Source organism: Streptomyces sp. NPDC001406 (assembly GCF_042895285.1).
In the GTDB taxonomy this organism is placed as follows: domain Bacteria; phylum Actinomycetota; class Actinomycetes; order Streptomycetales; family Streptomycetaceae; genus Streptomyces.
Genome location: NZ_JBIAWG010000001.1, coordinates 404,371 through 418,792 on the forward strand (window position 1 = coordinate 404,371; position 14,422 = coordinate 418,792).

Genomic DNA, 14,422 nt, shown 5'->3' on the forward strand with positions numbered 1-14,422 from the left:
TTGCGGGTCCCTCCCCCCGACCGAGCTCGACGGCGAAGTTGGGGGAAGACATGTCCGTACGTACGACACTGGTGGGCGCCACGACCCTGGTCCTGTCGGCCGCGCTGGCGGGACCGGCCCTGGCCGCGGGCCCGGCCGGAGCCGGCGCCGAGCACTCCGCCACCCGCCGGGCCGTCGAGGCGGCGGTCCAGGCGGGCGTGCCCGGCGTCACCGCGACCGCCAAGGACGCCCACGGCACCTGGTCGGCCACGGCCGGCGTCGGCAACCTCCGCACGGGCGCCGCGCGTTCGGCGGACGACCGCTACCGCGTCGGCAGCATCACCAAGACGTTCGTGGCGACGGTCCTCCTCCAACTGGAGGCGGAGGGACGGCTGTCCCTGGACGACACGGTGGAGAAGTGGCTGCCGGGCGTGGTGCACGGCCACGGCCACGACGGCCGCGGGATCACGATCCGCCAACTCCTCAACCACACCAGCGGCATCTACAACTACACGGCGGACGAAGACTTCGGCCGCACGTACTTCCTGGCGGAAGGCTTCCTCCAGCACCGCTACGACACGCTGACCCCGGCCCAGCTCGTCGCGGTCGCGATGAAGCACAAGCCGGACTTCGCGCCGGGCACGTCCTGGAACTACTCCAACACCAACTACATACTCGCCGGAATGGTGATCAAGAGCGTCACGGGCCACTCGTACGCCCAGGAGATCACCCACCGCATCATCGGCCCGCTGCACCTGAGGGCGACCTCCCTGCCCGGCACCCGGGCCACGGTCCCCTACCCCAGCAGCCGCGCCTACTCCAAGCTCGCGCAGACGGCCACGGGCCCGACGTACGACGTCACGAAGCTGAACCCCTCCCTGGCGTCGTCCGCGGGCGAGATGATCTCTGACTCCGCCGACCTCGACCGCTTCTACCGTGCCCTCCTGCGCGGCGACCTCCTCCCGCCGGAGCAGCTGAAGGAGATGAAGACCACGGTGAAGATCGAGGGCGCCCCGAACACCGGCTACGGCCTCGGCCTCATGGACCGCACCCTCTCCTGCGGAGTCCACGTCTGGGGCCACGACGGCGGAATCCACGGCTCCACATCCTCCGCGACAACCACGGCCGACGGCCGCCACGCGCTGGCGTTCAACTTCAACGGCGACTGGACGGGGGACAGCGACGCGGTGGTGGAGGGCGAGTTCTGCGGCAGGTGATCCGCGCCCGGCGAGGCCGCGTCACGATCGATGAACTTCAGTCGGTGCTCAGGGGTGCCCGCGTGATGATCAACCGCAGGTCGGATTCTTCATGGCCGGGCCGATCGGGATGCGGGCCGTCACTCAGGCGGCTGGTGCGGGTATCGGGTACGGGCGGTTCGGGGGTGTGAAGCCCACGCGGGTGATCGCACGGCTGCCTCAGGGGACGAGGATCGGGCCGCTTTCCGGTACGTGGGCGAAGACGGAGCCGGCCGGGGAGCGGCTCTGGGTGCACAAGGAGCGGCACGGTGACGCGGCCGCGTTCGAGGCGGCGCGGCTCCGCTGGGGGGCGTCCCGGTCTCCGCCGTCGAGCCCCGGAATCAGTCACTCAAGGTCACCCGATCGGACTTCGACGTGAGACCTTGTGTTCATCTGTGCGAAATGTCCGTGCCGCCTTATATCGGCTAACCCGCTGTTGACGGGGATGGCTCGATTTTGTGCAAGGCGGGTGGTCGTGTGCGCGCGAGGCACGGACTGCGTGTGCTCTCGGTCTACGAGGGATTCTTCTCCGGCGGAGCCCGGATCGTTCACAGTGATGTGGTGCTGGGGCTGGCCGAGGGCGGCCAGCAACGTCATCGGGTGCTGAGCATCCATGGCGAGGTGCACCGCGAGGCCACCCGGCAGCGGATGGAGGACGACACCTGTTACCGCTCGCTCACGGCGGGTGGCGTCGACGTCACCTCCCTGGGGCGCAGCGCGGGGCTGGTCGACGGCTCCGTCGCGGCGTCCGTTTTCAGCGGACCCGAGCTGGCCGAGACAGCCCGTGCCATGGCCGGGGCCGACGTCATCCTCTCCCTCAAGGAGCAGCCGCTCGCCCTGCTGAACCAGGCCGGGCTGCCGCGGCGGCCAGTGGTCGTCTCTCTGCACCGGTCCGACCCCGAGAACCAGGGCCCGGCCCTGGACGAGCTCAAGGCCGCCATCGCCGACGGCACGGTCGTCGCCTGCGTGTGCTGCGCCGAGTCCACCCGGGACGCCTACCAGGCCGCCGGGATTCCGGCCGACCTGCTGCACGTGATTCCGAATGGGGTCGATCTGCTGCGGTTCCGGCCCGATCCCGCGGTGCGGGTCGCGTTCCGCGCCTCACTCGGGATCCCGGCCTCCTCACCCGTGGTCGTCTTCGCCGCCCGGTACGCCGCCATGAAGAACGTCCCCCTCTTCCTGCGCGCCGCGCGCGAGTGGCTGGCCCGCGAGGGCGGCGGACACGTGGTGATGTGCGGCGCAGGGATGACCGAGGACAACCCCGCCCTGTGGGCGGACATCGCCGTCGCCTTCGGGCCCGACGAGCAGGCGTTCCGCGAGCGCGTGCACCTGCTCGGGGTACGGCGCGACATGGAGGCCGTCTACGCCGGCGCCGATGTCGTCGCCCTCACCTCGATCTCCGGGGAGGCGGCCCCGCTCTGCCTCATCGAGGGCATGATGTGCGGCGCGGTGCCGGTCACGACGGATGTCGGCGACAGCGCGTCCATAGTCGCCGGGCACGGCTTCGTCACGCCTCCGGACCCGGGCGCCATCGCTCTGGCCTGGACCGGCGCGATCGCCGGGCGTGCCGCCTTCGCGCCGATCCTGGCCCGCAGCCGTGAGCGGTTCAGCCGTACGCGGATGATCGCGGCGTACGCTGCGCTGCTCGACCGCGTTCACGCCTCATATGTCGGTGACGTGCGTGAGGACTGCCTGCCACACCTTGCCGGGGAGCCGGAGGGCGGGGCCGTTGGGCTTCTTGGAGTCGCGGATGGCGATGTCGGGGTTTAGAGGGGACGGTTCAGGCGAGGCCGACGTCGTCGCGCAGCACGCTGTAGGAGACGCCGTCGCGCCACTGTCCGTCGCGGAAGACGATGCTGCGGAGCACACCCTCCCGGGTGAAGCCGGCCTTCTCCAGCGCGCGCTGCTCCGCGATGTTCTCCGCCTCGGTGTCCGCCTCGATCCTGACCACGGGAGTGTGCGCGAACAGATAGCGGACCAGGAGCCGTTGGGCCCGGGTGCCGACTCCGCGGCCGCAGGCGTGCGGCGCCAGCTGGATCCCCATGTTCCAGCAGTACGAGGCGGGCCCGGTGACGACCTTCCGCCAGGCCACGAATCCGAGCCGGTCGCTGTCGGTCGCCACCATCAACTGGCCGCCGTCGTCCCCCAGCAGGCCGTTCTCGTCCCAGCGGCGCCTGAAGCGCCCCGGGTCCGCCCAGCCGTACCACTGGAAGGGGCCGGTGGCCTCGGGGTCCGTCAGGAACCGCTCCAGCATCGGCAGGTCGTCCTCGCGGACGGGGCGCAGTGTCACGGGTTCGTCGGTCATCACACTCAGACTACGGGCAGGGGCCGCCACCGGTTCCGCGTACGACGAGGAGGGGCCCCGGCAGTTGCCCGTGGCCCCTCCTCTCCCCTCCTGTTGCCCCTGGTCCGTCCCTATCGGGGCAGTACCAGGACATACGCGGCCGGCTCGCGGTCGGTCGAGGCCATCAGGGCCGTGCGCACCACCGCCGCCTGCTGTTCCAGGGAGTGCCTGAGCTTCCTGGGGGTGATGTGGACGACCGTGATGCCCAGGCGCTCCAGGTGCTCGCGCTTGCGGGCGTACTCCGACCACAGGGCGTCGTCGTCCTGGCGCGGGGCCCGGGTGTCCAGTTCCACCGCGACCGCCTGCTCCGGCCAGTAGGCGTCCAGGCCGCCGAGGTGGGGGCCGCCCGGGAGCCTCAGGTCCACGTTCCAGACCGGGTCGGGCAGGCCGTGCTCGCGCACCATCCGGTACAGGCGCTCCTCCGCCATCGCCCTGCCCTCGGCCACGAGCGAGTCCACCGCGTCCACCACGTGCGGCCGGCTCAGCAGCTTCGCCTGGGTCAACTCCCGTACGACCGCTGCCGGTTCGCAGTGACCGGCGCGTACCGCCTCGGTCAGCAGCCGGCGTACGGCGCCTCCCTCGGTCAGTTCCGCCACCGCGTCGGCCAGGGCGCGCGCCACCGGGGCGACCGGGAGCCCGGTGACCTGGCGGGGGGTGGGCAGGGCCGGGGTGCGCAGGATGCGGACGTAGCCCGTCGTGCGCAGCCGGCGCAGCCGCGGGACCAGTACGTCGATGCGGTCCAGCGAGGTGAGCGGGGGAGCGGAGGCGAAGCCGTAGAGGGCCAGGGCCGCCAGGCCCGTGATCATCGCCTCCTTGTACACCGGGCGGTGCGGTTCGTCCGCGCTCGGCTGGGACGGCACCCCCGGCATCCCCGCCGCCGACTCGCGCGCCGCGTACAGCAGCGCCGCGTGCAGACGCTCCTCGCTCGTGGGCGGACCGGGGTGGAGCAGGACGATGCCGGGGAGGACCTGCCGCCAGGGGCCGCCGGGGCGGCACTGCTCGTTGAGTTCGGCCGTCGAGATGCCGTGGGCGCGCAGACGGGCCGTCGACATCACCCGGCGGCCCACCTCGGAGAGGCGGCGTACGGGGCGGGGGGAGAGCGGGGTGTTGTGCGTCATGCCGTCGAGATTCCCGCGCCCCGTCCGCCCCTTAACCGCTGTTACACGCCCGTTGATGAATACGGACAAGGTGGTACTAAAGGACGCGTGTTCGGGTGCCGAATAGGCACGGAAAACCCCTGGTCCGTTCGGGTGTGGACCAGGGGTTACGGCTGTTATTGCCTGAATTCCGTAACGGTCACGGACGGGCCGGGCTTTGGCCAGAGGTCGCCGCGTCGCACGCCTGTCCATGCAGCGCCCGAGCGAGGTCGTCCCTCGCCTCGACCACCAGCCGGCGCAGCGCCGGAGCCGCGTCCTGGTGGGACTCCAGCCACGCGTCCGTCGTGTCCAGCGTCTCCGGCGAGTCCTGGAAGGACGGGAACAGGCCCCGGACCACATCCATGCCGATCTGGATCGACCGCTCCGTCCACACCCGCTCGATCGCGGCGAAGTACTTCTGTGTGTACGGCGCCGTCAGCTCCCGTTGCGACGGCTGCACGAAGCCCGCGATCGTCGCCTCGACCAGCGCGTTGGACAGCGCGTCCGACTCCACCACCTGCGCCCACGCCTGCGCCTTCACCGCGGCCGAGGGGCGGGCGGCGAGGCAGCGGACCTGGTGACGCTTGCCGGAGGCGGTGTCGTCCCGGGCCAACTCGGCCGCCAGGACCGACTCGTCCGCGACCCCATGGGCCGCGAGCGGCTCCAGGAACGACCAGCGCAGCTCCTGGTCCACCTCCAGCCCGTCGATCTTGTCGGTGCCCTCCAGCAGGCCCCGGAGCAGCTGGAGATCGGCCTCGCCCGACGCCACCGTCGCGAAGAACCGCGCCCACGCCAGCTGATGCTCACTGCCCGGCTCGGCCTCCCGCAGCTCCGCGAGCGCCCCGTCCGCCAGCAGGCGCTCGCCCGTGGCCCGCCACTCGGGCGCCGCGTAGTGCACCAGCGCCGAGTTCGCCCAGGCGTGCAGCATCTGCAGGACGCCGATGTCCGACTCGCGGGCCGCGTGCCGGAGCACCAGGTCCACGAACTCCCGGGCCGGCAGCAGCGCGTCCCGCGTCATGTTCCACAGCGCCGACCAGCACAGCGCCCGGGCCAGCGGATCGGTCACCGCTCCCAGGTGGTCGCGCAGGGCCGAGAGCGAGGTCTCGTCCAGCCGGATCTTGCAGTACGTCAGGTCGTCGTCGTTGACCAGGACCAGTTCCGGTGCCTCGGCGCCCGCAAGGCCCGGCACGACCGTGCGCGCACCCTCGACGTCCGCCTCGACGCGCGCATACCGCTCCAGCGCCCCCTCGGGCGTACGGCGGTACAGGCCCACCGCGACCCGGTGCGGACGCAGCTCGGGATGCGACTCCGGTGCCTCCTGGAGCACCGCCAGCTCGGTCACTCGGCCCTCCGTGTCCAGCAGCACCTGCGGGGTCAGCGAGTTGACCCCGGCCGTCTGGAGCCAGGAGCGGGCCCAGGCCGCCATGTCCCGGCCGCTCGTCTCCTCCAGCGCCGACAGCAGGTCGCCCAGGCGCGTGTTGCCGTACGCGTTCCGCTTGAAGTAGCGCCGCGCGCCCTCCAGGAACGCGTCCTGGCCGACGTACGCCACCAGCTGCTTCAGCACACTCGCGCCCTTGGCGTAGGTGATGCCGTCGAAGTTCAGCTTGGCGTCCTGCAGGTCGCGGATGTCCGCCGTGATCGGGTGCGTGGAGGGCAGCTGGTCCGCGCGGTACGCCCAGGCCTTGCGGCGGTTCGCGAAGGTGACCCAGGCGTTGGTGAACCGGGTCGCGCCGACGTTCGCGAAGGTGCCCATGAAGTCCGCGAAGGACTCCTTGAGCCACAGGTCGTCCCACCACTCCATGGTGACCAGGTCGCCGAACCACATGTGCGCCATCTCGTGCAGGATGACGTTGGCCCGCGCCTCGTACGAGGCCTGGGTCACCTTCCCGCGGAAGATGTACTCCTCGCGGAAGGTCACCAGACCCGGGTTCTCCATCGCGCCCAGGTTGTACTCGGGCACGAAGGCCTGGTCGTACTTCCCGAACGGGTACGGGTAGTCGAAGTGGTCGTGGAAGAAGTCCAGGCCCTGCTTGGTGATCAGGAAGACGTCGTCGGCCTCGAAGTAGGGCGCGAGGCCCTTGCGGCACATGGCGCCGAGGGGGATCTCCAGACGTGTGCCGTCCTCGAAGACCCGCTCGTAGGAGTCGGTCACATAGTGGTACGGGCCCGCCACCACGCAGGTGATGTACGTCGAGATCGGCTTCGTCTTTGCGAACCGCCAGACCCCGTCGGCGAGTTCGCCCGCGCCGTTGGACCACACCCTCCAGCCCTGAGGCGCCCGCACCTCGAAGTGGAACGGGGCCTTGAGATCCGGCTGCTCGAAGTTCGCGAAGACACGGCGGGCGTCGGCCGGCTCGTACTGGGTGTAGAGGTAGACCTCGCCGTCCTCGGGGTCGACGAAGCGGTGCATGCCCTCGCCGGTGCGGGAGTAGGCGCAGCGGGCGTCGACGATCAGCTCGTTCTCGGCGGCCAGGTCCTCCAGGGCGACCCGGGAGCCGTCGAAGACCTCGCTCGGGTCGAGGTCCTTGCCGTTCAGCGAGACGGCGGTCACGCTCGGCGCGATCAGGTCCGCGAAGCTCGACGCGCCAGGCTCGTTGCAGCGGAAGCGGATCGTGGTGACCGAGCGGAACGTGCGCGGGTCGCCGTCCCCTTCGCCGACGGCGGAGCGCAGGTCGAGGGACACCTCGTACCCCTCGACCGACAGCAGGGCGGCCCGCTCCCGGGCCTCGTCGCGGGACAGGTTCTCACCGGGCACAGGCGGCACTCCCTCTGGGGATTTGGACTTTTCGGACAAGTCTCGGGCGGGTCTCGGGCAGGCGGGACAGGACCGATCCTGCCATGCGCCCCTGACCCGGGGCACCAGGGAATGGGGCGCGGAAGGCGAATGTTGCCTGTTCAAGAGTCCGCATTCCGAGGAGAAGCATGTCCGCAACCGTGACGACCGCCGGTAAGACCCCCGTCGACTTCTGGTTCGACCCGCTCTGCCCGTGGGCGTGGATGACCTCCCGCTGGGTGCTGGAAGTGGAGAAGGTCCGGGACATCGAGGTCCGCTGGCACATCATGAGCCTGGGCGTACTCAACGAGAACAGGCTGGACGAGCTGCCCGAGTCGTACCGCGAGATGCTCGCCGTACAGGCCTGGAAGCCGGTGCGCGTGGTGACCGCGGCCTGGCAGAAGCACGGCGCCGACATTCTCGGCCCCCTCTACACCGCGCTCGGCACCCGTATCCACAACAAGGGTGAGGGCGCGACGATCGAGGCCATCGCCGGCGCGCTCGCGGACGTCGGTCTGCCCGCCGACCTGATCGACTACGCCGAGCAGGAGGACTTCGAGTTCGACGCCGAGCTGCGCGCCTCCCACAAGGAGGGCATCGACAAGGTCGGCCAGGAGGTCGGCACCCCGGTCATCTCCGTTCCCGGCCCCGCCGGGGAGGAGATCGCCTTCTTCGGCCCGGTCGTCACGCCCGCCCCCAAGGGCGAGGAGGCGGCCCGCCTCTGGGACGGCACCCTCGCGGTCGCCTCCGTCCCCGGCTTCTACGAGATCAAGCGGACCCGCACCAAGGGCCCCGACTTCAGCAACCTCTGATCCTCAGGCCGGCTCGGGAGGGGGAAGTATCCGCCGTCGTTCCACTTCAGCTTGCGCTGGTAACGACGGCACCCCTCCCGGGTGCAGCGGATGTACGCCTCCGGCGCGAAGTCCGGCTTCTCCTTGCGCACGTACTCCTTCTCCTCGTCGGGCACCGCTTGAACTCCATGTGCGCTCCCTACTTCCGTGCTCCCCGCACCCGGGCCAGCCGTGCCAGGTGCTCCTCGTATCCCTTCGCGTAGTAGGCGGTCCGCCCCGGGTCCGGTGCGACGACCGCCGTCGGGCCGGTCCAGGCGGCGGTGTCGAGGGTGATCCCGTACCGCTGAGCCGCCGCGAGGACCGCGCCCCGGGCGCCCACCTCGCCCTCCACCACCCGCAGCGGGCGGCCCAGCACATCCGCGAGCAGCCGCATCCAGGCGGGACTGCGGGTGCCCCCGCCGCACACCGCGAGCGTGCCCGTCAGACCCGCCGCCTCCAGACAGTGCCGGGCCGCGTAGCCGATGCCCTCGCAGGTCGCGCGGATCAGATCGGCGGGCGTCGACTCCAGGGAGACCCCGGTGAGTTCGGCGCGCAGAGCGGGGTCGACGAAGGGGGCGCGCTCGCCGGACGGCGCGAAGTACGGGAGCACGCGGACGCCGTGGGCGCCGGGCGGGGTGTCGGCCAGCAGGGCGTCGACCTCGTCGTGCCGGACGCGCGTCGTGGACAGCATCCAGTCCAGCGCCGCCGTGCCGACCATCGCGGGCATGGCACGCAGCCAGTGCCCGGGGCGGTCGGTGGAGATGTACAGACCGGCCGGCTCACCGGACAGATCCAGCTCGGTGGTGGCCACCAGGGCGGCCAGACAGGTGCCGACGATCAGCAGGCCGTCGCCGGGAGCGGTGACTGCGGCACCCAGCGCGCAGGCGGGCAGATCGTACGGGCCGTTCGCCAGCCGGGTGCCGGCGGGCAGGCCCGTGCCGCGTGCCTTGGCCGTCGCCACCGGATCGCTGATCGCGGGCAGCAGGCCCCGGCGGTGGGGCAGGCCCAGGAGCTCGACGACCCGGTTGTCGTACGACCGGGTGCGCGGGTCCAGGAACGGCATCGAGGCGTCCGACACATCCGTCGTGGCCCGTGCCCCTCCCGTCAGCCGCTGGAAGACCATGTCCTTGCAGTAGACGGCCGCGGCCGCCGCGTCCAGGGACTTCGGCTCGTAGCGGTCGAACCAGGCCAGCAGCGGGCCGGGGCAGCCCGGGAACATGGCACTGCCGGTCCGCCGGAACACCGTCTCGAACGTGCCGTCCGCCAGCCACTGGTCCAGCAGTTCGTGCGCCCGGCCGTCCATCCAGGACGCCGCCGCCCGCACCGGGCGCCCCTCGCCGTCGACCAGCCACACCCCGTCGCCCTGCCCGGTGAGCCCCGCCAGCTCCACCGGCTCCGGCACCCGCGCCGTCAGACCGTCCAGCACGGCGACGACCGCCGCGTACACCTCCTCCATGTCCTGCTCGACCGAGCCCTCGTGCAGATCGAGCCCCACCGGCCGTGCCTCGACGGCCAGTTCACGTCCGGAGCCGTCGAACGCGGCGGCCTTCACCATGGACGTGCCCACATCGATTCCCACGTACATGCGTCAATCTCCTCAGCTGCGAGGTGCTCAGGTCAGACAGTGCGCCAACGGCTCGCCGCGCACCCAGCGCCCCACCTCCGCGGCCGCGATCCGCGCGGCCTTCTCCGCCACCGCGCGGCTGGCCCCGCCCAGGTGCGGGGTGAGGACCACCCGTTCGGCGAGAGCGATCAGCCGTGAGCCGGACGGCAGCGGCTCATGGGCGTAGGTGTCCAGGGCCGCCGCCGACAGCCGGCCCGCCTCCAGCGCGTCGCACAGCGCGTCCTCGTCCAGCAGCGGACCGCGGGCCGCGTTCACCAGCACCGCGCCCGGCGGCAACAGCGCCAGTTCGCGGGCGCCGATCAGACCGCGTGTCTCGGGCGTGAGGCGGGCGTGCAGGGTGAGCACCCGGGAACGGCGCAGGAGTTCGTCGAGGGAGGCGACGCGCAGGCCGTGGATCTCACCGCGCACATACGGGTCGTACACCATCACCCGCGCCCCGAACGCGCACAGCGCCCGGGCGACGCGACTGCCCACCGCGCCGTACCCGACCAGGCCGACCGGCAGGTCCTCCAGCTCCAGGCCGCTGTGCTCATAGGTGTAGTAGGCGGCCCCGGCCCAGCTGCCCTTCTGGGCGAGGAGCCCGTGCGCCTGCGGGATGCGGCGCAGGGCCGCCAGCAGCAGGCCGACGGTGAACTCGGCGGTGGCGGCGGCATTGCGGCCGGGCGCGAAGCACACCCGTACGTCGTGCCGCTTCGCCGCGTCCAGGTTGACGTTGACCGGGCCGCCCCGGCACACGACGACCAGCCGCAGCTCCGGGCAGGCGCCCAGGACGCGCTCCGTCACCGGGCCCATCTGGGTGACCAGCACCCGAGCGCCCATGAGCGCGTCGATCAGCTCGTCCTCGGCGTCGCTCGCCTCCGTCACCTCGGCCACCGGGCCGAAGGGTTCGAGCGGCCAGCCGAGGGTCAGTTCCCGTACCTCACAAGGGTGTTCGCGAAGAACCGCCTCCCTGATCAGCGAGGGCAGGACGAAGTGGTCGCCGGCGGCCACGACACGCACGCTGGTCCCGAAGGTCATCGCAGGAAGTCTCCCGTCTCGGCGTCGAGGACAAGCGCGGGCCCGGCCGCCAGGTTCTCCGCCCGGCAGGTCTTGCACAGTTCACGTAACTCCGGCGCCGTCATCGCCCTCCTTCGGGTTCGTCTCGCACACCTCGTAACGCACCTTGTGCTCGTCCAGGTCACGCAGCGCCTCCGGTGATGCCTCGTCGTCGACCAGGAGCAGGTCGAAGCGGGAGAGGGGAGCCACCCGGTGCAGGGCGACCCGGCCCAGCTTGGTGTGATCGACCAGCAGGACGTTGCGGGCGGCCGAGTCGAGCATCGCCCGCTTCACCGAGACGATGTGCTGCTCCTGGTGGTAGGCGTAGCCGCCGTGCACGGCCGACGTCGAGGCGAAGCACACGTCCACCCGCAGTTGCTGCACCGCCTCCACGCAGGACACCCCGAGGAAGGAGGAGTGCAGTGGGTCGTAGTCGCCGCCCAGGGCCATCAGCTGGATGCCCCGCTGATCGGAGAGCAGGTTGATCGCCTCCAGGAAGTTGGTGACGACCGTGAGCGGGGTGATCTCGCCGAGCCGGAGCCTGCGCGCCAGCTCCAGGGCGGAGGTGGAGTCGTCGAGGAGGATCGCCATGCCGGGCTCTATCGACCGCAGCGCGTGCTCGGCGACGGCGGCCTTCTGCGCCCGCATCGTCTTCAGCCGGTACTGCACGTTCGACTCGAACACCCCGGACGGCTGGGCGGTCACCCCGCCCCGGAACTTCCGTACGATCCCCTGCCGTTCGAGTTCGTCGAGATCGCGGTGGACGGTCATCAGGCTCACCCCGAAACGCCCGGCGAGCTCGGCCGCGGTCGCCGAGCCGTCGGCCAGTACGAGTTCGGCCATGGCGGCCTGCCGGGCCGCGCGCCCCTGACGCTGTGCACTGCTGCTGCTCATCGCGCGCTCTTCCCGATCCGTCGTCCAGGGCCCGTGGGCCCGCCGGGTTAACACATCGAGTCGACTCGCTGACAGAGCGTGTAACGGCCGCGGAGGGGTGTCAATCCCTCGTTCAGGACGAAATATCGGTGCAGAGTGGGAAGTTCACAGCTCGCATCGCGATATGTGGGAGGTCCGGATGGGGTCCGAGGGCGCGGCATGGCTGGGGATCGACCTGGGGACACAGGGCGTCCGCGCGCTGCTCGTCACCACCGACGGCAGGGTCCTGGGCAGCGGCTCGGCCGTGCTGCGCGGGCGGCGTGAGGGGGTGCGGCACGAGCAGGATCCCGGGGAGTGGTGGGCCGGGGTGTGCCTCGCCGCCCGGGGCGCGTTGCGGGGCGGGCACCGGGTGGGCGGGGTCGCGGTGTGCGGGACCTCGGGGACCGTACTGCTGACGGATGCGAAGGGACGGCCGCTCGGCGCCGGGCTGATGTACGACGACGGGCGGGCCGGGGCGGAGGCGGCGCGGCTGCGGGAGGCGGGGCTCGCGGTGCAGGACACCTGGGCGCTGCCGAAGGCGCTGTGGCTGCTCGCCGCCCAGGGCTTCGGGCGGGTCACCCATCAGCCGGACGTGATCAACGCACGGCTGGTCGGGCATACGGTCCCCACCGATTCCAGCCATGCGCTCAAGACGGCGTACGACGTCGAGCGCGACGTCTGGCCGGACGGCACCGGTGTGCCGGCGGACGCGCTCCCCGAGGTCGTCCGGCCCGGCACCCGTCTCGGCGAGGTCTGTCCCTCCGCCGCCGAGGCCACCGGCATCCCGGCCGGCACGCCCGTCATCGCCGGTATGACCGACGGCTGCGCGGCACAGATCGCGTCGGGCGCGCTGAGCGAGGGTGCCTGGAACTCGGTGCTCGGCACGACGCTCGTCCTGAAGGGCGCCTCCTCGGTGCCCGTCCGCGACGAGGCGGGCGTGGTCTACAACCACCGTGCACCGGACGGGAGCTGGCTGCCGGGGGGCGCGTCCAGCGTCGGCGCCGGCGCCCTGACCGCCCGCTTCCCGGACGCCGACCCGGCCGCGCTGGATGCCGCGGCCGCCGCCTTCGAGCCGTCGGGCGCGCTCGCGTACCCCCTGGTGTCGCGGGGCGAACGCTTCCCCTTCCGGGCCCCCGACGCCACCGCGCTCCTGCTGGGCGAACCCGTGTCGGACGCCGACCACTGGGCCGCCCTCCTCCAGGGTGTGGCCCTGACCGAACGCCTCTGCCTGGACTATTTGCACCACCTCGGCGCCCCGCTCGACGGCCCCCTCGCCTTCACCGGCGGAGCCGCCCGCAGCGCCTACTGGAACCAGTTGCGCGCCGACGTCCTGGCCCGCCCGGCCCGCGTGCCCGAACAGACCGAACCGGCCCTGGGCATGGCCGCGTTGGCCGCCCACGGCACGGGCGCGGCCCGCACCCTCGCGGACGCCACGGACCGCATGGTCCGCATCCGTACCGTCGTCGAACCCCGCCCCGACCGCACGGCCCGCTTCACCGAGCCCTACGCCCGCTTCCTGGACGCACTGGAGTCGAGGGGCTGGCTGCCCGCACCGGTCGCGGCGCATGCGCGGAGCCGCATCGAAGCGGATACTGCACAGTCATGAGCGCCACCCTCCTCCTTGCCCGCCACGGCCAGACCGTCTGGCACGCCGAGAACCGCTACGCCGGGGTGAGCGACGTCGCCCTCACCGACACCGGGCGGGAACAGGCCGAGCGGCTGGGCCGGTGGGCGGCCGCGCACCCGGTCGACGCGATCTGGACCTCGACCGTCTCCCGGGCGATCGTCACCGCCGAGCCCGCCTGCCGTGCCCTGGGACTCACCGCGCGGCGCGAACCGGACCTGCGGGAGTGCGACTTCGGGGTGCTGGAGGGCCGTACCCTGGCCGAGTTCGCCGCCGATGACCCGGACGCCGCGGAGGCCTTCCGCACCGATCCGGTGACCCACCCCTTCCCCGGCGCCGAGGACCCCCGCTCCGCCGCGGCCCGGGGCACCGCGGCCCTGCGCCGTATCGCCGCCGCCCACCTCGGCGGGCGTGTCCTGGTCGTCGCCCACAACACCCTGCTGCGGCTGGTGCTGTGCTCGCTGCTGGGCATTCCCCTGGCCGGATACCGCCGGGTCTTCCCGCAGCTGCGCAACGCGGCGGTCAGCGAGATCCGCGTCGACGGGCAGTCCACTGCCCTGCTGTCGCTCAACGTCCCCTGCCCCTGACCAGGACCGGCCCCCTGACCAGGACCGGCCCCGCGAGCCACGTCCTCGCGGGGCCGGTCCCTTCGTCCGCCTGCCGTGCGTGAAGGGTGAGAAGACGATCACGAGGCAGGGCGTCTCAGGGTGCCAGGAGCAGGACGTCGGCGCGAGACCGCGCGGCCGCGTACCGCCGGGCCACGTCCTGCCGGTTCACCACCTGCCACATCGCCTCGACGAAGTCCGCCTTCTGGTTGCGGTACTGGAGGTGGAAGGCGTGCTCCCAGGCGTCGAACACCGGGATCGGGGTCGAGCCCTGGCCGTGTAGACGGGCATGGCCGGTGGTCCCCCCCGAACCTCTTGTTGCAAA

At 71.9% G+C, this 14,422-nt stretch carries 10 protein-coding genes and 3 pseudogenes; 5 read left to right on the forward strand and 8 right to left on the reverse strand.

Translation table 11 applies throughout. From position 1 onward, the window contains the following. The first annotated feature begins 50 nt into the window (after positions 1-50). Positions 51-1,196 carry a serine hydrolase domain-containing protein gene (locus ACFY1J_RS01810; RefSeq protein ID WP_390730400.1) on the forward strand — a complete coding sequence of 382 codons (1,146 nt, stop codon included), beginning with the start codon at positions 51-53 and terminating at the stop codon, positions 1,194-1,196. Between the two features lie 519 nt (positions 1,197-1,715). Beyond that, the gene (locus tag ACFY1J_RS01815) at positions 1,716-2,984 is read left to right on the forward strand and encodes a glycosyltransferase (protein WP_390730558.1); all 1,269 of its coding nucleotides are present in this window, start codon (positions 1,716-1,718) and stop codon (positions 2,982-2,984) included. Here ACFY1J_RS01815 and ACFY1J_RS01820 read toward each other — a convergent pair. From ACFY1J_RS01820 to pepN, 4 genes and pseudogenes are all read right to left on the reverse strand, one after another. Continuing rightward, a pseudogene (locus ACFY1J_RS01820) lies at positions 2,928-3,083 on the reverse strand (hypothetical protein); the annotation flags it as partial. The gene ACFY1J_RS01815 and the pseudogene ACFY1J_RS01820 sit on opposite strands and share 57 nt — an antisense overlap. A 19-nt stretch (positions 3,084-3,102) precedes the next feature. Then, positions 3,103-3,519: pseudogene (locus ACFY1J_RS01825) on the reverse strand (GNAT family N-acetyltransferase); the annotation flags it as partial. A gap of 110 nt (positions 3,520-3,629) precedes the next feature. After that, on the reverse strand, positions 3,630-4,676 hold the full coding sequence (locus ACFY1J_RS01830; RefSeq protein ID WP_390706636.1) for a hypothetical protein: 1,047 nt from the start codon (positions 4,674-4,676) through the stop codon (positions 3,630-3,632). 178 nt (positions 4,677-4,854) lie between these two features. Then, on the reverse strand, positions 4,855-7,449 hold the full coding sequence (pepN, locus tag ACFY1J_RS01835; protein WP_390730401.1) for an aminopeptidase N: 2,595 nt from the start codon (positions 7,447-7,449) through the stop codon (positions 4,855-4,857). Between the two features lie 167 nt (positions 7,450-7,616). On the opposite strand from pepN, the gene ACFY1J_RS01840 reads away from it, so the two are divergent. Further along, complete coding sequence (locus ACFY1J_RS01840) at positions 7,617-8,279, forward strand: disulfide bond formation protein DsbA (protein WP_390706634.1); 663 nt, start codon at positions 7,617-7,619, stop codon at positions 8,277-8,279. 178 nt (positions 8,280-8,457) lie between these two features. Here ACFY1J_RS01840 and ACFY1J_RS01845 read toward each other — a convergent pair whose 3' ends face one another. From ACFY1J_RS01845 to ACFY1J_RS01855, 3 genes are all read right to left on the reverse strand, one after another. Further along, a complete protein-coding gene (locus ACFY1J_RS01845) occupies positions 8,458-9,882 on the reverse strand; it encodes an FGGY family carbohydrate kinase (RefSeq protein ID WP_390730402.1) in 1,425 nt (474 codons plus the stop codon). 27 nt (positions 9,883-9,909) lie between these two features. Next, positions 9,910-10,938 (reverse strand): 2-hydroxyacid dehydrogenase, encoded by a 1,029-nt coding sequence (locus tag ACFY1J_RS01850; protein ID WP_390730403.1) that lies wholly within the window; start codon positions 10,936-10,938, stop codon positions 9,910-9,912. An 81-nt stretch (positions 10,939-11,019) separates the two neighbouring features. Continuing rightward, entirely contained in the window at positions 11,020-11,850 is an 831-nt protein-coding gene (locus ACFY1J_RS01855) for a DeoR/GlpR family DNA-binding transcription regulator (protein ID WP_390706631.1), read from the reverse strand. 178 nt (positions 11,851-12,028) lie between these two features. Between ACFY1J_RS01855 and ACFY1J_RS01860 the strand changes: the two genes are divergently transcribed. Then, on the forward strand, positions 12,029-13,474 hold the full coding sequence (locus tag ACFY1J_RS01860) for an FGGY-family carbohydrate kinase (RefSeq protein WP_390730404.1): 1,446 nt from the start codon (positions 12,029-12,031) through the stop codon (positions 13,472-13,474). Beyond that, positions 13,471-14,079 carry a histidine phosphatase family protein gene (locus ACFY1J_RS01865; RefSeq protein WP_390706629.1) on the forward strand — a complete coding sequence of 203 codons (609 nt, stop codon included), beginning with the start codon at positions 13,471-13,473 and terminating at the stop codon, positions 14,077-14,079. The genes ACFY1J_RS01860 and ACFY1J_RS01865 overlap by 4 nt, the downstream gene beginning before the upstream one ends. 115 nt (positions 14,080-14,194) lie before the next feature. Here the strand turns inward: ACFY1J_RS01865 and ACFY1J_RS01870 are convergent. Further along, a pseudogene (locus ACFY1J_RS01870) lies at positions 14,195-14,374 on the reverse strand (Fe-Mn family superoxide dismutase); the annotation flags it as partial. Positions 14,375-14,422: the final 48 nt, after the last annotated feature.

Coding starts and splice junctions, on each gene's coding strand:
- ACFY1J_RS01855 (WP_390706631.1), bottom strand. CDS start 11,850: ATGAGCAGCAGCAGTGCACAGCGTCAGGGGCGCGCGGCCCGGCAGGCC.
- ACFY1J_RS01865 (WP_390706629.1), top strand. CDS start 13,471: ATGAGCGCCACCCTCCTCCTTGCCCGCCACGGCCAGACCGTCTGGCAC.
- ACFY1J_RS01810 (WP_390730400.1), top strand. CDS start 51: ATGTCCGTACGTACGACACTGGTGGGCGCCACGACCCTGGTCCTGTCG.
- ACFY1J_RS01830 (WP_390706636.1), bottom strand. CDS start 4,676: ATGACGCACAACACCCCGCTCTCCCCCCGCCCCGTACGCCGCCTCTCC.
- ACFY1J_RS01850 (WP_390730403.1), bottom strand. CDS start 10,938: ATGACCTTCGGGACCAGCGTGCGTGTCGTGGCCGCCGGCGACCACTTC.
- ACFY1J_RS01840 (WP_390706634.1), top strand. CDS start 7,617: ATGTCCGCAACCGTGACGACCGCCGGTAAGACCCCCGTCGACTTCTGG.
- ACFY1J_RS01845 (WP_390730402.1), bottom strand. CDS start 9,882: ATGTACGTGGGAATCGATGTGGGCACGTCCATGGTGAAGGCCGCCGCG.
- ACFY1J_RS01860 (WP_390730404.1), top strand. CDS start 12,029: ATGGGGTCCGAGGGCGCGGCATGGCTGGGGATCGACCTGGGGACACAG.